The sequence below is a fragment of the Terriglobia bacterium genome, from assembly GCA_036496425.1.
In the GTDB taxonomy this organism is placed as follows: domain Bacteria; phylum Acidobacteriota; class Terriglobia; order 20CM-2-55-15; family 20CM-2-55-15; genus 20CM-2-55-15.
This window is the reverse complement of record DASXLG010000180.1, coordinates 1-21,264: the sequence shown is the minus strand read 5'-3', so window position 1 is coordinate 21,264 and position 21,264 is coordinate 1. Positions and strand designations below refer to the sequence as shown.

Below are 21,264 nucleotides of genomic sequence, written 5' to 3'. Positions count from 1 at the left end.
GCTGTCACGCATTCCCGCGCCCACCTGGACCTCGGTGGCGCTGTATGGCGGCTGGTTCCTGCTCCAGGCTCTGCTGCAGGTTGTTGCGCCCGGCAGGATTCACGAGGGCATCGTTCTTGCCGACGGAGCCCGGCTCAAGTACAAGATGAACGGATGGTTCACCTTCTGGTTTACCATGGCCGCTGCTGGCGCAGCCGCCGGTTTCGGGTGGATACCGGCAACGATCTTCTACGACCAGTTTGGCCCGCTGCTTACGACAGTGAATATCTTTGCCTTTGCGTTCGGCGTCTTTCTCTATTTGCACGGAAAAAACTCAAAGACGCAGGAACGCAGAACCGGCAGTCCTTTCTGCGACTATTTCACGGGAACCGCTCTGAATCCGCGTGTGGGAAGCTTCGACTTCAAGCTCTTCTGCGAGGCGCGGCCGGGCTTGATTCTGTGGATATTGATCAATCTTTCCTTCGCTGCCAAACAGTACCAACTGCACGGGACCGTCACGGTGCCGATGATTCTGGTGAATGCCTTCCACTTCCTTTACATCGCTGACTACTACTTTCACGAAGAAGCCATCCTGACAACGTGGGATATCAAACACGAAAACTTCGGCTGGATGCTTTGCTGGGGCGATCTGGTGTGGGTGCCGTTCATGTATACGCTGCAGGCGCACTATCTGATCGACCACACGCATGAGTTGTCCGTGCCGACGACCGTTGCGATCGTCGCATTGAACCTGGCGGGTTTCGTGATCTTTCGCGGCGCCAATATCCAGAAGCATAAGTTCCGGAAGAATCCGGACAGGCCGGTATGGGGCAAGCCCGCGCAGTATATCGAGACATCGAGGGGCACGCTGTTATTGACGTCCGGCTGGTGGGGCATTGCGAGGCATACGAATTATCTCGGCGATCTCATGATGGGTCTTGCCTGGTGCCTTCCCACAGGATTCGAGCATCCGCTGCCGTACTTTTACATCCTCTATTTCACCATCCTGCTGCTCAACCGCGAGTGGCGAGATAACTTGATGTGCAGCGAAAAGTACGGCAAGGACTGGGAATCCTATTGCCGCAAAGTGCCGTGGCGCATCGTGCCAGGGGTTTATTGAGTGAACGGCCCGCGGCCCGGTATATCGACGCCCTTGGAGAGTATCGAGGAATATTGCTCAGGCGAAGCTTCCGCCGGAAATCGCCGGCACGATCGCGATCTCGGATCCGTCGGCGGCAGGTGTCGCCAGGTTTTCCATGAACCGGACATCTTCTCCATCGACATAGATATTGATGAATCGCCGCAGCGAGCCGGACTCATCGCAAACGCTGGCGCGCAAACCCGGGTATTTCGAGTCGAGATTGTCCAGGATCTGCTGAACGGTACCGGCTTCAACCTCCACACTATCGGCGCCGGATGTGAACTTCCGGAGCGGTGTCGGAATGACCACCTTAAGCGACATTGGATGCACCCCCAAATACAGCTTCAAACGCGGAAAGCTTGGGCTCGATCACCTGCGGCGTGGCAAGGTCGAGTGCCTCGAGCGTCTTCAATCCGTTTCCCGTGATTGTCAGAACGGTGATGTCCGTTTTCTTGATCCGTCCTTGTTGAATGAGCTTCTGCGCCACGGCGATGCAGACGCCGCCGGCGGTTTCCGTAAACACGCCTTCGGTTTCGGCGAGCAATCGAATACCGGCAACGATTTCCGGATCGGTGCAGTCTTCGCCCCAGCCGCCCGATTCCGGGATCAGCCGCGCCGCAAAATATCCGTCGGCCGGGTTGCCGATCGCGAGCGACTTGGCGATGGTGTTCGGCTTGACCGGACGGATTTCGCGGCTGCCGCGTTTGACCGCATCGATGATCGGATTGCAACCGGCGGCTTGAGCGCCATAGAGCCGGGTGGGTTCGCTTTCGCTGAGCAGCCCGATGCGCTGCAGTTCCTTGAATCCTTTATGGATCTTGCTGATCATCGCCCCGCCGGCCATCGGAACCACGATCGCATCCGGCGCATGCCAGCCGAGCTGTTCCGCGACTTCGTAGCCGATCGTTTTCGAGCCTTCGGCATAAAACGGCCGCAGGTTCACGTTGACGAAGCCCCATGGATAGCGATCCACAATCTGGCTGCAGAGGCGGTTGACCGCGTCATAGTTGCCGTTGACCGCGATCACCCGGGCGCCGTAGATCTGGGTGCCCATGACTTTGCTTTTTTCCAAGTCTTGGGGAATCAGGATGAACGCAGGCAAGCCCGCGGCGGCCGCGTTGGCGGCGGTCGAGTTCGCCAGATTTCCGGTCGAAGCGCATCCGACGGCTTCCAGTTTGAATTCCAGGGCTTTGTTGATGGCTACTGCCGTGACGCGATCTTTGAACGAAAGAGTCGGGGCGTTTACGGCATCATTCTTCAAGTAAAGGTTGTCGATTCCCAGGTGCCGTCCGAGCCGCTCCGCGCGAATCAGGGGAGTACCTCCGGTGGCGTGTCCGATTTTCGGGTCGGACTCGAGCGGAAGCAGTTCACGATATTTCCAGATGGATTTAGCGCGGGAGGCGAGGACCTCACGCTTCAGGACTTTCGCGATCTCCTCGTAGTGGTAATCGCACTCGAGGGGGCCAAAACATTCTTCGCAACCCGCAAGCAGTTTAACCGGATATTCCCGGCCGCATTCCCGGCATTTCAGACCCTTGACGAAGCTCATGTATCCGCCTTTCTTTACAGCCTCGACAAGGGGCAAAAGAAAAGCCCCGTGCCAAACCAGCACGGGGCTTTCTAAACCCTTTTCGGAGCTGTTTAGCAGTTTTTTACGTGGAGCAAGTTGCCTTAAATCGCCACGTACTCAGAAACGAAGCCAAAAGTTATCGCGACGGCCGCAGGCCCGTCAAGTAGAACTTTTCCAGCTGGTCAGCGGCGGCATCTCGCGTTTCGAGAATGACGGCTCGGCCGTGCTGGACGAATCGTGATGTTCCCACCGGTTATTCCGGTCCGCGACGAACACATCGTCGAAAATCATGGTGCAGAGCCGCAGCATGATGACTTTTCGGACACCCCGGATGTATAGCGTCGCATAGAAGCCGTCCGCTTCGAGCGGTTTCCATTTCGCCCGATCCTCGTCGCTGAATGCGCTAACGCTTTCGCCCAGAACATCCCGCAGAAAACGGAGTTTGAAACCTTCATGAAGCGCGTTGGTGGCAATCACCATCTCTTCATCGTTTTGAAAGAGAAGCACTTGGCTGCGTTTGGGATGTACGTAAAGCTGAAGGAATGAAAGAGCAAGAGCTACAACCGCGGCCGCGCCAAGCAGAGCCAGGCCGAGTTGGACCGGCTGGGAAGCGCTGGAGAAATTGAGAACGATAGCAATTAAACAAACGGCGGAAAGGACGAGGGTCAGGATGAATAGCAACCGGTTCCTGCTAACCTCATTCCGTTGCAGTATAACCATGCGGGCATTATACACGTCCAAGGTTGCCCTGTTGCCGACAGATGCAATTTCGGATGTTCCGCGGCTGTGCAAACCGATTACGACAACGCCGCCGCGCGGGCGATGGCGGAGGCGTCCGGCAGGCTGGCGATATCCCAGCAGAGATCGATCAGCCGGCGCTGCTTGTCGGCGGAAAGAACGCCGTTGGCCAGGCCGGTGAATTTTGCTTCGAGGTCCGGATCGCTCATCGGGTGATCGAGGCTCCCGACGGCGTGTTCGACAAACTTCTCGAAGTGCCGGCCGTCCTTCGCGGTCAGGGTGATCCGGACCTGATCTTCGTGAAGCGACGAATCGATTTCAGTCGACACCCGGTCCCGCAGCGAAACGATCGTCCGGTCCCGGACCGCGCGATCGCTGAATTGATCGATGCCACCCCCGCCTTCAATGAAGGCGACGCTTGCCGCGTGATAAATGCTGAACTTTCCTTCGAGACCGGTTTGAGGCGTCTTCCTGCTGGTGAGCTGCATCACAAGCGGATGCACTTTCAATTCGATTCGATCGACGTCATCCGCTTTCAACTTCGTTTCATTGCGGAGCTGAATGCAACCGTCGATCGTGGGATGCATCACGACGCCGCAGGCGAACGGCTTATAGGTGTTCTTCGAGATCTCATACCGGCTGCCCAACTCATTGACGATCTCTCCGAAGTGGTGTTCGGTGCTTACGACATTCGCCCAGCCGTATTTTGCTTCCAGGCTCTGATTCGAGCTCGTGAAGTTTTTCGAGGCGAGCAGGGCCGCCGTCAGACCATTTTGCGCGGCGCGGCCGGGATGGAAGCTCTTGGTCATCGATCCGAACATTTCCTGAAGGCCGACCGGTTGCGTCGCGGCAAGCCCCAGGGCCCAAAGCATCTGTTGCTCGGACAATCCGAGCAATTTGCCCGATGCCGCAGCCGAGCCGAAGACGCCGGCGGTGCCGGTGATGTGCCAACCCGCATCGTAGTGCTTCGGGTAGACCGAGTTGCCGATCCGGCATTCGGCGTCGACGCCGAGAACCAGAGCATTCGTGAAGTCCGCGCCCGAAACCGGGCGATGCTCACTCAGCGCCAGGATCGCGGAAAGCACCGGCCCCGCCGGATGAATAATGTTGTGAGAGTGTGTGTCGTCATAGTCGAGGACATGCGAGCTGATGCCGTTGATCAGCGCCGTGTTCAGAATGTCGAGCCGCTCTTTCCTGCCAAGAAGGCTCGCCTGCGCCGGTCCCGAGAATGGGGCGAGCGCCGATACAGCGATTCCCACCGTTTCGTGACGCGAGCCGCCGAGCGTACAGCCTACCCAGTTCAAAAGCGTGCGCGAGGCTTCCTTGCGGACCGACGGCGGAAGATCCACCGCTCTCGCCGACACGATGTACCTGGCCAGGGTCCGGGTCACGTCCTTTGCGTCGTCACCCTGCGCCGCGCTCGAGGAATTCTGCGGTACGAAGGGCGACAAGCTCAATCCTCCCGACGCAACGATAAAGTGACGGCGGTTCATGCGCGCCTACCTGTCTTTGTAGATGTTGGGGAACTGGTCCTTCAGATGCGCCACTTTGGGCGCGTCGTTGATCACGATATAGAGATCGTTCGGATGACTGGCGAAGTAATTCTGATGATAGGACTCCGCCGGATAGAAAGTGTCGAGTTTATTGATCTGCGTCACGATCGGTCCCTTGAAGACTTTCGCTTTTGTGAGCTGGTCCACGTAGGCCCGGGCGATCTGTTGTTGCTCGCTGCTCGCGAAGAAAATCGCCGAACGATACTGCGTGCCGGTGTCCGGCCCTTGCCGGTTCAATTCTGTCGGATCATGCGCGACGGAGAAAAAGATCTGCAGAAGCTGGCCGTAGCTGACTTGGGTTGGGTCGTACACTACTTCCACCGATTCGGCGTGCCCAGTCTGTCCGTCGCTGACGATCGGGTAATGCGCTGTGGCCGCGCTTCCGCCGGCGTATCCCGAGACGACGGTCTTCACGCCTTTCACGTGTTTGAAGACGGCGTCCACGCCCCAGAAACAGCCGCCGGAAAACACGGCGAAGCGATCGGCAGCCGACCCTGTATGTTCATCGACAACCGGACCAGGTATTCCGGCACCCGCCGCGGCATCGACCCCGCCGCATGCGGTGGCCAGCATTAAGAATGTGATCGCAAGCGCCAGTTTTTTCACAGGAGCAGTATATAGTGGAGGCAGCGGTCCGTGACCACGCGTATTTTGTTGCTCCGTGTGGCACACATAGCTACTCATGAATAGCCACAGCAAATGGCGTTCGGTCACAGACTTCAAACGCGTTCGCGGCCTTAGCAAGGATCGCGGCGTTTATCGAGGGATCTGAGGCGGAACACAAGAAGCACAAGAGGCACAAGAGGCACAAGAGCGGATGCATTCTTGTGCCTCTTGTGCTTCTTGTGTTCCTTTCCCCTTTGTGTTGTTACGTCGTCATCTTGATGACCGGGTCACTCCATTCGCTCCAGCCCGACTTTCCATCTTGAGGTTCGACGAATGTGCTAAAAGCCATTCGCAGAAGTGCGAAAAATGGAGGTGGCCGGCAGGCTTTGAGACGTCAAAGCCGCGCCCGGCGTTGTCGACCGAAAAGTCACAACGTCGGGCGAAAATTGACGTTGTCGAATGAAAATCCACAACGTCGAGCCAAATCTCACGTTGTCGAACGAAATTTCGCAGCTGAATTGTCGCCCGGCGACCGGATTTCTCGAATCCGCCGCAACGGTCAGGTTATCCGCCCGCGGGCGGTCGTTCCCGCCTATCGTGCGGGAGCCGAACACTCCTTCACGATCTGAAGCTCCAGAGGACCTTGTTCGCGGAATTTTCGTGGAATCAGCCGTTGACGCCTAAATTTTCCGAACGAGAGGGGCGCTTGTCGCGTCAAAAGCGATAAATTCACCATCCGAGAACGGAAATCGATCGAATGTTTTGCCCACCGAATGTCCACGCGCAGTGCCGGAAAAATTGTAGAATTCTGGTTCGGGAGCAAGAGGTCGCAGGTTCGAAGTCCTCTTGCCCCGGTTTTTACTTCATGGGCACATCGAAAAGAACGTTTCAGCGGAATGGCCGGACCTGGACGTTATCAAAGATTCGTCTGGAAGACGCCGAGGAGGAAGATTTCGGCTTCTGGTACGAAGGCCTTAGCCCTAAACAACGCCTTGAAGCGGTTTACGAGGCTCTTGAAATGTGCTTGAAGGCGAGAGGCGTGAATGCCGTTCCCCGATTACGAAGAGTTCATCGGATGTTTAAACGACGAGCGCGCTAAGTATCTGATCGTTGGCGGGGCACAAACTATGTTCGAGAGTTGGCGGAGGGAACGGGCGGGCGTTATAGCACTCCGAGTCCGTACCAACTCGCATCATTCCTCGGGAGTATCGCCACGGAACAAAGCGATTACTACGTGCTGGGTTATACGCCTGCTGCGGGCGCGGCATCGAAGAATTGTCATAAGTTAAAGGTAACGGTGGACCGGAAGGGGCTCGACGTGCAAGCTCGCGACAGTTATTGCACGTCGGGCGCTCCGAGGTATAGGAAGGATAAGTGATGCCTGTCGAATGCGTATAACGCGCATTATGTTTTCTAGGCCACATGCCCCGGCCACAATTCTTTTGCGCGAAAACAGCAGGACCGCTTATCGGAGCGGCAGGTAACGAACTTGTCCATCATATTCACCGTCGATGCTGCACGTCGCAATCAAAACTAAATCGGCGATCGCCTCTCGGATTAGCATCTCTTGACTGACTTCGAAGACGCCGACCATTGGCTTTCCAGAGCGAACGCGATCGTACGCTTCTGTCGCCATAGTCGTCACGTCATGCGAAAGAAGGACTCTGTTCTCAGCCGCGGCCCATTCCAGAACCGACGGATCAGGGCTGCCACTTAAGTCTGCGTCCTGCACTCTGACAATGTCCAGCGTTGGCAACAAACGAAGCAGGCCACGAACGATTCGGTTATTGAAGTCCTCGTCTACCGCGAAGCGCAGCACGGGCTTTAAGTTCGGGTTTGGGATCTGCGCTTCAAAAGGCGTTGTCGGAGGTCAGCGGGATCAGATCGAGTTTCATTGATTTGCTTAACTCGATCATGCTCTTTTTTACGCTCTTTCACATAGGCATCAACCGAATCTCGGTGCTGCAGATAGTAGCTGATCGTCGCGTAGATGTCGGGAAGAGACAATGATGGATATTCTTGAAGAATTTCTTCAGCGGTGTCTCCCTGATTGAATGCATACACAACCGTATCGAGGCGGACTCGCGTTCCTCCAACACGGACGACTCCGTCTTTATCGGTGACGAGGGGCGCTGGATCATTTGAAATCTTCAGTGACATAACTGTATGGTATCACGCTGTCTACTGCTCAAGAGTGGTTGCGCCCCAGTTACAACTCCAGGTATTCTGATCCAAATCTGGAGGCTATAAGGATGCGGACACGTTGCGTGATCGCCATTAGTACGGTCGCCGTAATGGTTTCTTTTGTACTGTTATGTTCTGCTCGTCAGCAATCTTTGGCATTTGAGGTTGCGTCGGTGAAACTGAATCGGAATCCTCCACCGTTAACTACAAGAGCCATAAATCTGGACGTACTCGTCACACATGGACGACTGACGCTCGAGGCATTGTCGCTGAGGACGCTCATACTTGTGGCGGATGAACTTCAAAAAGATCAGGTCCACGGATGCCCCAGATGGTGCGATTCGGAGATGTTCGATGTAGTTGCAAAGGCCGACGATCCGAATGCCACTCCCGCTGAGATCGAAATGATGCTGCGCACATTGCTGCGAGATCGGTTCAAATTAGTGTCACACCGAGAACAGCAGCAGCGTCCAGGCTTTGTTCTCACGATCGGGAAGAACGGTCCAAAATTGAAATTAGCCAAAGAGGATGAAACGTCGAGTGCAACGAAAACGGATAGTGTTCGGACCTTTCAAAAAATCTCCATGGAAGGACTTGTAAACTTTTTGGCTGCCAGCGCGGGACAGCCTGTGGTGGACACTACTGGCTTAAAGGGTTTGTATGACTTCACGATCGATTTGACGCCATCTACTGCAAATCCACAAACCGTAGGCGGCGGCTTTCCAGCGGCAACTGATCCGGGCAATAGCTTTTTCACGCGCTTATCCTTGGCTGTAGAGGATCAACTCGGCCTCAAACTTCAACCCAAACAAGTTCCGGTTGAAGGTCTGGTAATCGATAGCGTTGAACATCCTTCAGAAAACTGATCTCTAGAAATGTTGTTTGTGGTGACCGGTGGAGAGTGATGGAGCCGCGCAAGGATCTTCACTGGCTAGTGACTTGTGATCTTCTCTTTTTCGGCGCAAGGCCTACGATTTCTCTGACCGTATTATTTTTCGTATCGGTGACGTATAAGTTGCCTGCGGAATCGAGAGCAAGGAATCCCGGGGTGTTTAACTGGGCCGCCGTCGCTGGACCGCCATCGCCGGACAGTCCTGGAGTCCCGTTTCCTGCGACCGTGGTGATAATCCCATCAGTATCGATCTTCCGGATTACGTTGTTGTTTGAGTCGGCGATATATAGATTCCCGGCCCAATCGAGCGCCAATCCTGAGGGTCCATGCAAATGTGCGGCGGTAGCGGGTCCTCCATCACCGCTGTAGCCTGACACGAAGCTGCCTGCAATAATTGACAGGGTACCCCCGGCGGTCACTTTTACGATGCGATTTTCAGCGAAATCGGACACAAAGAGGTTCCCGTTTGGGTCGATAACGATGTCGGCAGGATTCCCATATCCACCGGGAACGGCGTGAATGATTCCGTCGGGCGTCATCTTTCGTACCCTGAAATTTCCGCTATCGACAATGTAAAGGTTTCCCAGAGCGTCGAACTTAACGCCCGCGGGGGCGCTGATATATGCAGATGTCGCGGGTCCTTCATCACCCCCGAGGCCGGCAGTCCCATTTCCGGCAACGCTGATCATCGTTCCATTGCTTGGAAGCATTCGCACTCGATTGCCTTGGAAGTCCGAGACATAGACACGGTTCAAACGACCCACTGTGAGTGCGATTGGAAAATCAAAACCATCCCATTGGCTGCCGCCGGCAACCGTCGTGATGATCCCATTGGCAATTTCGCGAATCCGTCTGCCGTAGACTTCGGAGACGTAAAGATTATTCTGGGAATCGATCGAGACGCCCGCAGGTCCGCTGAACTGAACCGATGTAGCGGCAGTGCCGTCCCCTCTGGTTCCCGGGACGCCTGCGGCTGTGGTGATGGTGCCATCGCTATTGATCTGGCGTACCCGCAAGTTGCTTTCGTCCGCTACATAAATTTTCCCTGCCGAACCGTGCGCGACATCCACTGAAGTATTGAACTCGGCGTTCAGGGCGGACATCCCGTCGCCGGTGTAGCCGGGAACAGCAGTGCCGGCAATCGTCGAAATGATTCCGGATGGAGAAATCATCCGGATCTTGTTGCAATCGCGTTCGGCAATATACAAATTACCGGCCGTATCAAAATCCATTCCCCCGATCGCACATACAGAAGCATTGATTGCCGGCCCGCCATCGCCTGTGTCGGCGTCGACGCCCTGACCGGCGATGGTGTTGATGATGCCGTTGGCATCTACTTTTCGGACACGATAGGGTTCCGCGATGTACAAGTTTCCGGACTGATCCACGGCGATGGCGCCGGGATTTACTCTCGCGGATGTCGCCAGGCCTCCGTCGCCGTCCGATCCCCCTAAACCGTTTCCGGCGACCGTTGTGATGATGCCGGCAGTATCAATTCTGCGGACCCGGGACAATTCAGAGAAGTACAGATTGCCCGTCTGGTCGAGAGCCATGCGGCCTACGTAAGACAGATTTGCAGAGGTGGCCGGCCCACCGTCTCCGAACGGGCCTCCTCCACCAGCGAATATCGAAAACGTCCCATCGGGAGCCAGTTTGTGAATGTCATAGAAGCTTGAGATATAGAGATTGCCTGCGTTATCGACAGCGAGATCTGTCAAGTTCGGCGGCAATCTGCCGGGGTACGCGCTATCAACCAGATGGATTTGCCCGTCGGAGGTAGCGTGTAGAACTTCAAGCGCGTTCGCGATATAGAATCCGCCCGCATTATCTGAAGTAACTGCAACAGTCGGTCCGATCACAAAATTATTGGCTTGGCCCTCTGTCGGTGGAGGGCCGCCTCCCCCCGCCACAGTCACGATGATCGGCCCCTGAGCCGCGGCAGCGAAATGCAAAACCAGGAACCACAGGCTGAAAGAAAGAAACGCCTTCCGCAGCATGCGGCCGAGCATACGAGAAGGCTATGGAGCCGGCAAACGGAAAACTTAAGGCTCCGCATCTTTTCATGCAGAGCGCGGTGAAGGATATGCGCGCGGGAAATCAGAGTAGTAGGCGCGGTCTGTGACCGCGCGTACTTTGTTGATCCGGATTATGACGCGCGGAACAGATCGTCGGCTGCCTGGAGAATGATCCGGCGAAGCCGGATCGGATAGTCCGCGTGTTGTGACAGAAAGTCTCGAACCGCGGCCGCGGCCGTGCGTGTGTTGTGGCCGCTCAGGGTCGCATTCATCCATCGGGTCGGAAAAAAGATGTCGCCGGTGCGCTGAATTTCCACCAGCAGATCCAGCGCCGGGCGGATGTACTTCTCGGATTCTGCTGCCCGCAGCGGGTGATGCAAATAGGCCAGTCCTTCGAGGACCCACGGTTCGCGGCGGCGGTTTTGGACGTCCTTCAAGCTCTGGAACCAGGCATCGCGGATTTGCGGATTTCCGGAGAGCGCGGGCATGACGAACTCGAATCGCGCCTTGCGATCCGGGTTCATGAAGCGGCCTCGCTGTTCTTCCAGAATAGATGACGCATCCGGAACCGAGCGGACGGCGAGTTCCAGAGCCATTGTGGCTTCGTCGGGTTCTGCCAGCTTCAGGCCGGGGATCATCTCCTGGCGGCGCCAGACGCGTTCGAGGAATGCGACTCCCTCCGGCGTGGTCACGATCGAGCGGAAACCGGAAAAGTATGTGGCCTTGATCGATGACGATTTCGAACGATCGATTCCGCTCCGTAAGACCTGCTCGAGCTTTGGAGCGATTTCTTTCCGCTGGGCTTCGGACAGAAAAATCCAGAATGCCTCATCGACATCGCTCACGAGGACCTGGATGTTCTGTTCCGTATCTTCGCTATTCAGCGCGTTCATTGCGCTCGAGACAAAGTCCATCGGCTCAACGCGCCTGTCCAGCAACTCTTCCCACAGCGTGATCCATGCCGCGCCGCGCGTGAGCGGGTCCTTGAATTCGGATATGCGATGGAGAAGAAGCGCCCGGGTCGCATCGTCAAGCCTGAAGTCCCCGTAGGCGAGGCCGCCTCCCGTCGGAAGAATGAATTCCGGCCGGCCTGCGCCTGGCGGAAGCTTCAGATCCGTGCGATCTCCTTGCAGTTCCAGAGGAATGGCGGCGGGGGCTGCCGGCGTGCCGGCGAGTACATCCAACTTTTCGGTCCAGCGGAGATTGCGTCCCTGTTGCGGGTCGGATTGAACGAAAGCGATGTTTTGTCCATCCAGCGCCGTTCGAATCGAGGGCCGGCCGGATTCTTCAACCCATGCGTGGCTCCAGGCGGCCAGATCGAGATCGGCGTGCCGGCCGAGAATCTTAATAAGGTCGAGCCAGGTCGCATTGCCGAATTGAAATTCCTTCAGATAGGTCTGAAGGCCGGCTTGAAGCTTGTCCGGACCGAGAAGGAGTTCAAGCTGGCGCATGACGATCGGCGCCTTGTCATAAATAATGTTGCCGTAGAGACTGCCTGCATCGTCCAGGTTCGCGAGCTCCTGACGGATAGCGTGGGTGCCGCCGGTTCGATCCACGGCGTACGCGAGCGGGTAGTACGAAACCAGAAACCGGAGGTCGTGATTCACATTTGGAAAGGCCGGATTTACGATCTTGGCCGCCATGAAGTTCGCAAACACTTCCTTCATCCAGACATCGTTGAACCACTGCATCGTGACCAGGTCGCCGAACCACATGTGCGAGGTTTCGTGCGCGATCGTTGTGGCGCGATTCAGCATCTGATTTTCCGTGGCCGATTCGTCGAGCAGGATCGATGAAGCGCTGTAGAAGATCGCTCCCGGATGTTCCATTCCGCCGAACTGGAATGACGGAATCAGGACGAAATCGAATTTGCCGAACCGGTAGGGAATTCCAGTGTATTTCTCCAGCCAGTCCAGGGAGGACGCGTGGAGATCGAAAACCGCCTTCTTGTTGCGCTCGACTTTCTTTGCGTCGGTCTCGCGATGAAACATCCGGTACCAGCGGCCGTTGCGTTCCGCTGTCTCAACTTGAAATTTCCCGGCGGCAAAAGCGAAGAGATACGTCGGAATCGGCTGCGTCTCCGCGTAGCGCACGCGCATCCGGTCGCCGGAGGTTTCGTGAAAGGTCTCCGCGCCGTTTGCTACCGCCTGCCAGTCTTTGGGGACGTTGAGTTCCAGCGAGAATCGTGCTTTCAGATTCGGCTGATCGAAGCAGGGAAATGCGAGATGCGCCCGCGCCGGAACGAACAACGTATACATGAAGTCCGGATTGCGGTTGAGCGATGCATCGCCGGCTTTGAAATCGATCTCGATGGCATTCTCTTCGGATGCGATTTCCTGCGTCGGAATGATGATGTGATCCTGCACCAGCCGATAGTGCGATGACCTTCCGGCGATGGTGACCGCCTTCAGCGAATCCGCTCCGGGGCTGAAGTCGAGAATGACGGGCTCGGTGACGTCCTTCGTGGAGAAGTGAATGACCTCGTGGCCGGTGACGGGCTCTGCTGGATTCGAGGGAATCGTGAAGGAGAGGTCGTAGCTGAGCGATTCGATCGATTGGGCGCGTTTGGTGGCGAGGTCGAGGGAGACGCCGGCTTCAGGGTCCTTGGATTCCCCTGATTTCATTTGACGGCATGCCATGACAAAAGAAAAAAGGAACACAAGAAGCACAAGATGAGATTTCTGGTGCTTCTTGTATTCCTTCTTATTATCCAAGCCGCGCATTCAGAAACGACTGCACCACATCCCAGGAAAGCCGGGCCGCGTTCGGTTCATAGCTCTGGCGGGCATCGCAGAAGAATCCGTGGTCGGCATTGGAGAACAGGATGTCGATGTACTCCTTCCCGGCCTCGCGCATGGATGCCATGACCTGATTGCGATGGTCGGCCGTAATGTGCTGATCGCGTTCGCCCCAGAACAGCAGCATTGGCGCTGAGAGGTTGGGTGTCCGGTGGAGCAGAGTGTGCATGTTTCCGCCGTAGTAGGAAATGGCGGCCTTCAATGGCACGGCAGAGTTGGCGATGAATGAGGTGCGTCCACCCATGCAGTATCCGGTGCAGGCGATGTTGGTTCCCGCAGAAGTATTGCTTTTGAGCCAGTTATATGTGGCTTTGACGTCCATTTCGATGGTGGCTTCCTTCGCCGCCTGCATGTGCGGCATCGCGGACGGAAAATCCGTATAGCTGCATTCCCATTTTGGGGGCGCGGTGCGGTGAAACAGCTCCGGCGAAATCGCAACCAGGCCGAGACCCGCGAAGCGGTCGGTCACCTCGCGGATGTGCGCGTTGACACCGAATACTTCGGGGAAAACCATGATGCCGCGCGTCACCTTCGGACCCGCCGGTTCTGCGAGCCACGCCAGCATTGTCGTTCCGTCTTCAACTTGGATTTCGACGTGTTTTGAAGTGATGTTGGACATAGTCCGAAAAGACTATCATAGTCGTTGATCATGACTGCGCGATTCGATTCACCCAAAGCCATCGTGACAGGCGGCGGATCCCGCCTGCAGGCGCCGGAGTTGATGGCATCATTGCAGGCGCACGGCGCGCTCGTCGTCGTCGATCCGTTTTTCGTCAATGCGGAATTCGTAAACGAAATCCGGGGCGGGCTGAAAGGGAAGGGAATCGCGACGGCTGTCTTCACGAACTTTCAACCGGATCCCACAGACCAGAACGTGATGGCAGGCGCCGAGGCGTTCCGCGCCTGCAGCGCCGATTCGATCATCGCGATCGGCGGGGGCAGCGCTCTCGATGTTGCGAAGATGATCGGGATTGCGGTCACCAACGCCGGACCGTTGAGCCGGTTTCAGGGCTACCACAAGATTCCAAATCCGGGTCCGCCGCTGATCGCGATTCCGACGACGGCGGGCACGGGAAGCGAAGCCACCAAGGTTGCCGTCATTACCGATACAACGCGCCATGTAAAGATGATGATCCTCGACGCGAAATTGATGCCGGCGGCGGCAATCGTCGATTATGAACTGACGATGTCGATGCCGAAACCGCTGACGGCGCACGTCGGAGTGGATGCGCTGACGCATGGAATCGAAGCGTACGTCTCACGTAAAGCGAATTCGCTGACCGATCCCGTCGCCCTGTCGTGCGTCAGCAAAATTCACGCCAATCTTCGAAAGGCCTGGGACGATCCCGGCAATACCACGGCACGCGAAGCCATGTCGGTCGCGGCGCTCCAGGGCGGTCTTGCGTTCACCAATTCCAGCGTTTGCCTGGTTCACGGCATGAGCCGTCCTCTTGGCCTGGTTTTCAAACTTCCGCACGGCCTGTCGAATTCGGTTCTATTGCCCGCCGTGACCCGATTCTCGTGGACGGGAGCCACTGCCCGCTATGCGGAACTGGCGCGCGCGATGCAGATCGCTCCGGCCAGATCCGCGGACGAGGCTGCCTGCGAAGCGCTTTCGGACTGGCTCGATCAACTTAACGATGATCTCAAGGTGCCCCGCCTGCGCGATTGCTGTGGCGGGGACAAGGAGAAGTTTCAAGCGGTCCTGCCGAAGATGGCGAACGATGCGCTGGAATCCGGCAGCCCTCAGAATAATCCGGTGGTTCCCGCGCCGGAGCAGATCATCGAGTTGTTTGAGCAAGCCTGGTAGCAGTCATGATGAAACTGGTCGAGGAACGATCCGGCACAGGCGAATTAACGTTGAACGGCGCCTTGCTGCGTAACGTCCTTTATACGATCCGGCGGCATCAGGGCTTTGTCGAACACTCCGGTCTGCCGATTCCGGGACTGCAACGTTTGGAAGGTTCGATCGATTTTAATCCCGATAAAGATCCCGCCGGATGGATCGGCATTCCGATCGCGTTAAGGCTGGAAGACGGCCGCACTCTCGCCATCACGATCATCGACGCCCGCGGAAACATCTTGAGTGAAGGTCACGGACCCAGCAGGTGTTTGTGCTGCTGAAGCTTTTTGCGGACACAGACGTGCGCGCCCGGAATTCAATAAGTCTTCCTCACTAATTCCTTATTATTCAGCATTTTGATTGACACGTAATACCTGCTGGTGATTTATTAGCTCCGCAACAATCGGATAAGTAAGTCAACGAACAAAAACAAGGCGACGAGGTTTCCCCCTGACCCCTCGCATAGGTGGGTGAGAATGAAAAAAATCTTCTTTTGTTTGGTGCTGCTATGTCTGGCTATCACGTCAGCATTTGGCCAGATTGCCCAGGGAACGTTTTCAGGAACCGTTGCGGATGCAACGGGAGCGGTCCTGCCGGGCGTGTCCATTACCGTAACGAATACGGCGACCGGAGTTATGACGACGGCGGTCAGCAATGAGGCTGGAGCATACTTCATCCCCAGCTTGATTGCCGGCCCGTACAACGTGTCCGCCGAATTGCCGGGCTTTCAAAAATCGACCTATTCAAACGCGACCCTTGAAGCAGGCGTAACGCTGCGTTTGAATTTCGCGCTCAAGGTTTCGAGCCAGGCCACAAGTGTTGAAGTTACCGTTGCTGCGGATACCGTCCTTTCGACCTCGAGTCCGACGGTCGGACAGGGACTGACCGAGCGCAAAGTTGTGGATCTGCCGCTGACCGGCGGCAACGTTCTGGATCTTGTTCAGGTACTCGGCGGCGTCGATAACGTGGTCGCCACCGGTAACGGAGAAGCGGGACAGAGCGCATTCGGACGTGAAGCGGAGACGCTCGCCGGAATCAGCGCGCAAGACACGCCGGTACTCCGCGACGGCATCATGGTCAACGACCTGCGATACCCAACGGGTATCAATGCCAACACGGTTATCAATCCCGACATGGTCGGCGAAGTCCGCTTGATCGTGACGCCGGTGGATGCCGAACTCGGGCGTGGAAACGGCGTCGTCCAGATCACGACGCGTTCTGGAACCAACCAGTTCCGCGGCGCCGCCGTATGGAACGTTCAGAACACGGCGTTGAATCCGAACAGCTGGGCGAACAACCAGCATCAACCCAATCGAATCATCCCGTTCTGGTCCAATAACAACCAGACGACGTTCAGCGCCGGCGGTCCGATCATCAAGAACAAGACCTTCTTCTTCGGCCTGTTCGACCTGAATATCAATTGGAACCGCGCGAGCAATCCAATTCCAGTATTGACCCCGTGCGCGAAGAACGGTGTCTTCCGTTATTTCGACGGATGGAACAACGGTACCGTCGGAACCGCGACGAACGGGGGCGGCGCTACGCCGTCACGGCAGACCGTTGATAACTTCGGCAACCCCCTGACGCCGACGACCAATCCGAATGGCACTCCGTATACCGGTAAGCTCGAATACGCCAGCGTGTACGGTCCGGTCACATTTCCCGGTGGTGTTCCGAACGCCGACTGCTCCAACGGAGCGGTGAACGGCTCATGGGATACCTTCAGAACCAAACAGGATCCGACTGGTTTCGTCAGCCGGACGATGGCTTTGATGCCGGCGCCGAACGATTTTTCGAATATCGTTGGGACAGTTGACGGTTTGAATACGGCAAGCTACGACGTTGTCCGCCATTTCAGGGGCGTCGACAATCTCTTCAGCGTGGGCGAAGCCACGGGCACCCGCCACGATTACAATGTGAAGATCGATCACAACTTCAACCAGAAGCACCGCGGCAATTTCGCGTGGAGTTATGAGCGCGTCGTTTCCGACGACACGCTGGCCGGTCTTCCCGGAACCTGGAGCAACACCAATTTCCACCGGCCCACGACCATGACCGGCGGGCTGGTATCGACGCTGACGGCTTCCATGGTGAACGAAGTCAAGGCGGGGTATCGCGTCAGCGGAACCAACGTCCTTGCTCCTTGGGATAACCCGGCAAATGCAGCTGGAATCAAGGCCTATCTGCCTCCCGCAGTGAACGGCTTTGAAATCCTGACGGACGTGACTGGTGGAGTCGGCGTTTGTAACCCGATCACCGGCGCTCGTCCGACTCCTCCTCCCGGGGCGTGCCTGGGAACCGCCGCGGGCGGCGCGAACCTCACGGCCACGGCCGTCGACCGAACGCCGCTTTACACCTACGGCGACACCATGAGCTGGACGAAAGGCAAACACTCCGTTCGTTTCGGCGGTGAACTGCGTATGGCCAGCAGCCGGTCGCAGGGCAGCAGCGCGGGTCTCGGCTTCTTCCAGAACGCCAAAGATCCCGTCGTTGTGGTGGCAGGCGCGACGCCCGGATCGCCGCTCGCGATCACGGGGACAACCGCTATTGCGAACACCAATCCGGCCCTGTCGGGTATCGGTACGAACGATGCTGCCAAGGCCCGCAATCTGTTGAACTTCCTCAGCGGCTCGCTGTCCTCCGTCAACAACCAGTACTTCATGAATAAACCGACGGACACGGCGTTCAGCGATTTCACGACGAGTCCGTTGATCACGAACACCATCAAGCAGCGTGAATTCGATTTGTTCGTGAAGGACGACTTCAAGATCCGCCCGACGCTGACACTGAATGTCGGTCTGCGATATGAGTGGTACGGGGTTCCGTATTCTGAGGACGGATTCACGGCAGCGGCCATCGGCAGCGGCAACCCGGCATTCGGATTGTCCGGCAGTGATTTCACCGGCTGGATGAATCCCGGTATCCGTGGCAGCCTGACGTCGTTGCACTTCGTCGGACCGGGCTCGCCGAATCCCGGCTCGAAGCTGTATAACAATGACAACAAAAACTTCGGTCCGGCCGTCGGCTTTGCCTGGAATCCCCGATTCCTGGGCGAAAATAAAACCACGATCCGTGGCGGATACCAGATCACGTATCAGGGGGGCGGCCGCTACTCCACGATTGAAGGTCCAATCGACAGTCCGCCGGGCCGCGTCTATAGTGGTACCGCGACGCAGACCCTTGCGGGCGACCAGTACCTGGACCTGACGAAGTTGAACCAGCCCGGTGTGGTTCCGCCGCCGGCAACCATCTCCCCGTTGGCGGCGATTCCGGTGACGGATCGCAGCCAGACGATCAGTTTCTTCGATCCGAACTTCACCTCGCCTTACGTGCAGAACCTGACGCTGGCCGTCACGCGCAGCATCAATCAGCACATGACGATCGATGTGCGGTATGTCGGCACGCTGGCCAGGAAGCTGTACAACGGCGCGGGCATCAACTTGAACAGTCCGAACTTCCTGTACAACGGCCTGCTTCCGGAGTTCAACAGCATCCGGGCCGGCGGCGAGTCGCCGCTGCTGAATTCGCTGCTGAACGGCGTCAACATCTGTACGACCGGCTGCACCGGCACCTTCGGTGCGATCGGCACAACAGTCAATGGTGTGCCGCAAACGGCAGCGATGCAGATGCGCGCCAGTTCGACTTTCAGCACGAACCTCGCCGCGGGTAACTATGGCGGGGCTGGTGGTGTTGCATCCGCCCTGGCCACTCTGGACTACATCCAGAGTGGGTGTCCTGCTGCGGGCGCGGCCGGGAACTGCGGTCTGCCGGCAATCAGTACGAGCACGATTCGGGGTGCCGCTCTGCGGGCCGGTGGAGTCGCTCCGGAAAACTTCATCTACACCAATCCGCAGTTCGCTACGGTCAATTACCTGTCCAACATGGGCAGCGCCAATTATCACTCGGTGCAGGTGGAGTACACTCTGCGTCCGACGAACGGCGTCACCACGACGATCAATTACACCTTCAGCAAAGACCTGGGACTGCTCTCGACGTTCACGAATCCTGTAAATCGACACATGGATTACACGATCGTGAACGCCAACCATCCGGACATCCTGCGCGCGAACGGTACGATTGAACTGCCGTTCGGGCCGGGAAAGACGCTGTTCTCAGGAACGAATGGCGTTCTTGCCCGCGCGATCGAGAACTGGAAAGCCGGTTACATCTGGACGGCCAGTTCCGGTGCGTGGACGAACATCTCGGCGCAAAGCAATATGTATGCGAATGGCGTCCCGGATGTTGTCAATGCGGCGGGGCTCAAGGAATTGCTGAACACCACGGGTCTCCGGTGGACACAGAAGGCGGGCTCCCTGGTTCAGGGCAGCTTCTTCGATCCGGCGGAGTGGACGAAAGTTCCGGATCCGCAGTGCGCCAACGTCACCAGCCTGCAGAACCTGAACGGATTGAACCCGGGCGCCGTCAATCGTTGTACCCTGACGGCTCTGGCGAAGGTCGTTACTGCCGGCACTCCGGGATCGATTCCGCTCACGGACGGCAGCGGAAACGCCGGCCTGATCGTCCTGCAGAACCCGCAACCGGGAACGCAGGGCAACCTGGGTCAGAACGTTCTTCGCGGGCTTGCTCCCTGGAGGTTGGATATGAACCTCAGCAAGGCCTTCAGAATTACTGAAGACGTCCGCGCTCAGTTCCGCGCGGACGCCGTCAACGTGCTGAATCATCCGCAGCCGAATGCTCCGAGTCTGACGATCAACACCCCAACGACTCTGTGGGGATCGACGACGTCGAAGACGGGCGGCCGCACGTTCCAGGCTCAGCTCCGGATCGACTTCTAGAAGGTTAAAGGACCAGCAAAAAAAGGCCGCCCGGAAGGGCGGCCTTTTTTGTTGGTCCAACTCAGCTGCGGAGCAGCGCAAGCCTTGAGATCATTTCCCCTGCGCTTTTCCCGCGGCGATAAACTGTTTCGCGGTTTCGGCATCGGGGCCGTTCGGCATCAACTGCAGATACTTCTCGAAGGCGGCAATGCCCTGCGGAATGGTGTCGGGCGTGCCGAAATACGCAATTCCAATCTGATAATACGAGGGGGCATTCTTCGGATCCACCTCAATCGCCTTCTTGAAGACTTCAACGGCTTCCTTGAATTTGCCACGGTTGGCCAGGATCGCGCCGAGATTGTAGTAACTCTGCCCGGCCATGGCCGGATCCAGTTTTGCAACCTCCTGGGCGCTCTGCGTCGCCTCGTCGATTTTTCCGTTGTTGGCGAGAGCCAGGCTGAGCAGAGCATGAATCGACGGATCATCGGGCTTTATCGCCAGGGATTTCTGGTATGCGGCGATGGCATCGTCGTATTTCTTCAGGTTGGCATAGGATACGCCCATGTTCGCAAAGACTGCGGACTGTCCCGGATCCTTGTCGGCGGCCACCTGGAACAGTTTGATGGCTTCCTCGAAGTTGTTGGCCTTCATGGCGGCGAGGCCGGCCGCATAGGAGTTTTTGACCTCCTCGATGTTCTTCTTCTCGGCAGCGGCCTTCTCTTTCGCATTCAAGGAAGCGGCGGAGGGAGCACCCGGCGCCTCGACTCTGGTGGTTGGAGCGTCCTTCATGTCGAAATTGACGCGGGTGTCCGTAACATCATTAATCAGGATCTGGTTTCCGACGCCTTCGCCCTTGACCATGACCGGCTTGCCGTCGACGAACAGATAGGCCTTGTAGCTTCCCGCCAGCAGACCCACGATCGAGTAGTCTCCGCTCTTATTGGTCTTGGCGGTATCGGCCTGATGCGTCGTCTGGTTATCGAAGCGAATCTGTGCGTTTTGGATAGGCTTGCCGTCGCGATCGATAACTTTGCCGCGGACGGACCCGGCCTGACGCTGATTGACGTTGGCGTCCGTGTTGAGCTGGGCATAGACAGGCAGCGTTATGACCGCCGCAAGTGCAACGCTCCCGAGTCGCGCTACGAACCTCATTGAAGACCTCCCGATTGT

Annotated in this window: 16 protein-coding genes; 5 read left to right on the top strand and 11 right to left on the bottom strand. The window is 57.1% G+C overall.

Going from position 1 to position 21,264, the window contains the following annotated elements:
• On the top strand, positions 1–1,099 hold a 1,099-nt coding region (locus tag VGK48_12800), incomplete at its 5' end, for a DUF1295 domain-containing protein (protein HEY2382050.1).
• A 57-nt stretch (positions 1,100–1,156) separates the two neighbouring features.
• On the opposite strand, the gene VGK48_12795 is transcribed toward VGK48_12800, so the two are convergent.
• From VGK48_12795 to VGK48_12765, 7 genes are all read right to left on the bottom strand, one after another.
• The gene (locus tag VGK48_12795) at positions 1,157–1,441 is read right to left on the bottom strand and encodes a ubiquitin-like small modifier protein 1 (protein HEY2382049.1); all 285 of its coding nucleotides are present in this window, start codon (positions 1,439–1,441) and stop codon (positions 1,157–1,159) included.
• Complete coding sequence (thrC, locus tag VGK48_12790; GenBank protein ID HEY2382048.1) at positions 1,431–2,669, bottom strand: threonine synthase; 1,239 nt, start codon at positions 2,667–2,669, stop codon at positions 1,431–1,433. The genes VGK48_12795 and thrC overlap by 11 nt, the downstream gene beginning before the upstream one ends.
• Positions 2,670–2,849: 180 nt before the next feature.
• Positions 2,850–3,410, bottom strand: coding sequence for a hypothetical protein (locus VGK48_12785; GenBank protein ID HEY2382047.1), 561 nt, complete (start codon positions 3,408–3,410; stop codon positions 2,850–2,852).
• A 77-nt stretch (positions 3,411–3,487) separates the two neighbouring features.
• The gene (locus VGK48_12780) at positions 3,488–4,921 is read right to left on the bottom strand and encodes an MmgE/PrpD family protein (protein HEY2382046.1); all 1,434 of its coding nucleotides are present in this window, start codon (positions 4,919–4,921) and stop codon (positions 3,488–3,490) included.
• Between the two features lie 6 nt (positions 4,922–4,927).
• Entirely contained in the window at positions 4,928–5,554 is a 627-nt protein-coding gene (gene msrA, locus VGK48_12775) for a peptide-methionine (S)-S-oxide reductase MsrA (protein ID HEY2382045.1), read from the bottom strand.
• 1,498 nt (positions 5,555–7,052) lie between these two features.
• Positions 7,053–7,406 (bottom strand): DUF5615 family PIN-like protein, encoded by a 354-nt coding sequence (locus VGK48_12770; GenBank protein HEY2382044.1) that lies wholly within the window; start codon positions 7,404–7,406, stop codon positions 7,053–7,055.
• A 5-nt stretch (positions 7,407–7,411) separates the two neighbouring features.
• Positions 7,412–7,747 (bottom strand): DUF433 domain-containing protein, encoded by a 336-nt coding sequence (locus VGK48_12765; protein ID HEY2382043.1) that lies wholly within the window; start codon positions 7,745–7,747, stop codon positions 7,412–7,414.
• A gap of 107 nt (positions 7,748–7,854) precedes the next feature.
• Between VGK48_12765 and VGK48_12760 the strand changes: the two genes are divergently transcribed.
• Positions 7,855–8,637: a TIGR03435 family protein gene (locus VGK48_12760; protein HEY2382042.1), complete on the top strand. Its 783-nt coding sequence runs from the start codon at positions 7,855–7,857 to the stop codon at positions 8,635–8,637.
• 58 nt (positions 8,638–8,695) lie between these two features.
• Here the strand turns inward: VGK48_12760 and VGK48_12755 are convergent, their stop codons facing one another.
• From VGK48_12755 to VGK48_12745, 3 genes are all read right to left on the bottom strand, one after another.
• Complete coding sequence (locus tag VGK48_12755; protein ID HEY2382041.1) at positions 8,696–10,672, bottom strand: hypothetical protein; 1,977 nt, start codon at positions 10,670–10,672, stop codon at positions 8,696–8,698.
• A gap of 137 nt (positions 10,673–10,809) precedes the next feature.
• Entirely contained in the window at positions 10,810–13,302 is a 2,493-nt protein-coding gene (locus VGK48_12750; GenBank protein HEY2382040.1) for a M1 family aminopeptidase, read from the bottom strand.
• 82 nt (positions 13,303–13,384) lie between these two features.
• Entirely contained in the window at positions 13,385–14,095 is a 711-nt protein-coding gene (locus VGK48_12745; protein ID HEY2382039.1) for a dienelactone hydrolase family protein, read from the bottom strand.
• 30 nt (positions 14,096–14,125) lie between these two features.
• Here VGK48_12745 and VGK48_12740 point away from each other — a divergent pair, with 30 nt between their 5' ends.
• The 3 genes from VGK48_12740 (at position 14,126) to VGK48_12730 (ending at position 20,115) form a co-directional block, all read left to right on the top strand.
• Positions 14,126–15,286 carry an iron-containing alcohol dehydrogenase gene (locus tag VGK48_12740; GenBank protein HEY2382038.1) on the top strand — a complete coding sequence of 387 codons (1,161 nt, stop codon included), beginning with the start codon at positions 14,126–14,128 and terminating at the stop codon, positions 15,284–15,286.
• 5 nt (positions 15,287–15,291) lie between these two features.
• Complete coding sequence (locus VGK48_12735) at positions 15,292–15,600, top strand: hypothetical protein (protein HEY2382037.1); 309 nt, start codon at positions 15,292–15,294, stop codon at positions 15,598–15,600.
• 195 nt (positions 15,601–15,795) lie between these two features.
• On the top strand, positions 15,796–20,115 hold the full coding sequence (locus VGK48_12730; protein HEY2382036.1) for a TonB-dependent receptor: 4,320 nt from the start codon (positions 15,796–15,798) through the stop codon (positions 20,113–20,115).
• 90 nt (positions 20,116–20,205) lie between these two features.
• Here VGK48_12730 and VGK48_12725 read toward each other — a convergent pair whose 3' ends face one another.
• The gene (locus VGK48_12725; protein ID HEY2382035.1) at positions 20,206–21,246 is read right to left on the bottom strand and encodes a tetratricopeptide repeat protein; all 1,041 of its coding nucleotides are present in this window, start codon (positions 21,244–21,246) and stop codon (positions 20,206–20,208) included.
• Positions 21,247–21,264: the final 18 nt, after the last annotated feature.

Excerpts from the sequence above, each read along its gene's own strand:
- VGK48_12795 (HEY2382049.1), bottom strand. The coding sequence starts at position 1,441 with ATGTCGCTTAAGGTGGTCATTCCGACACCGCTCCGGAAGTTCACATCC.
- thrC (HEY2382048.1), bottom strand. The coding sequence starts at position 2,669 with ATGAGCTTCGTCAAGGGTCTGAAATGCCGGGAATGCGGCCGGGAATAT.
- VGK48_12785 (HEY2382047.1), bottom strand. The coding sequence starts at position 3,410 with ATGGTTATACTGCAACGGAATGAGGTTAGCAGGAACCGGTTGCTATTC.
- VGK48_12780 (HEY2382046.1), bottom strand. The coding sequence starts at position 4,921 with ATGAACCGCCGTCACTTTATCGTTGCGTCGGGAGGATTGAGCTTGTCG.
- msrA (HEY2382045.1), bottom strand. The coding sequence starts at position 5,554 with ATGCTGGCCACCGCATGCGGCGGGGTCGATGCCGCGGCGGGTGCCGGA.
- VGK48_12765 (HEY2382043.1), bottom strand. The coding sequence starts at position 7,747 with ATGTCACTGAAGATTTCAAATGATCCAGCGCCCCTCGTCACCGATAAA.
- VGK48_12755 (HEY2382041.1), bottom strand. The coding sequence starts at position 10,672 with ATGCTCGGCCGCATGCTGCGGAAGGCGTTTCTTTCTTTCAGCCTGTGG.
- VGK48_12750 (HEY2382040.1), bottom strand. The coding sequence starts at position 13,302 with ATGAAATCAGGGGAATCCAAGGACCCTGAAGCCGGCGTCTCCCTCGAC.
- VGK48_12745 (HEY2382039.1), bottom strand. The coding sequence starts at position 14,095 with ATGTCCAACATCACTTCAAAACACGTCGAAATCCAAGTTGAAGACGGA.
- VGK48_12740 (HEY2382038.1), top strand. The coding sequence starts at position 14,126 with ATGACTGCGCGATTCGATTCACCCAAAGCCATCGTGACAGGCGGCGGA.
- VGK48_12735 (HEY2382037.1), top strand. The coding sequence starts at position 15,292 with ATGATGAAACTGGTCGAGGAACGATCCGGCACAGGCGAATTAACGTTG.
- VGK48_12730 (HEY2382036.1), top strand. The coding sequence starts at position 15,796 with ATGAAAAAAATCTTCTTTTGTTTGGTGCTGCTATGTCTGGCTATCACG.
- VGK48_12725 (HEY2382035.1), bottom strand. The coding sequence starts at position 21,246 with ATGAGGTTCGTAGCGCGACTCGGGAGCGTTGCACTTGCGGCGGTCATA.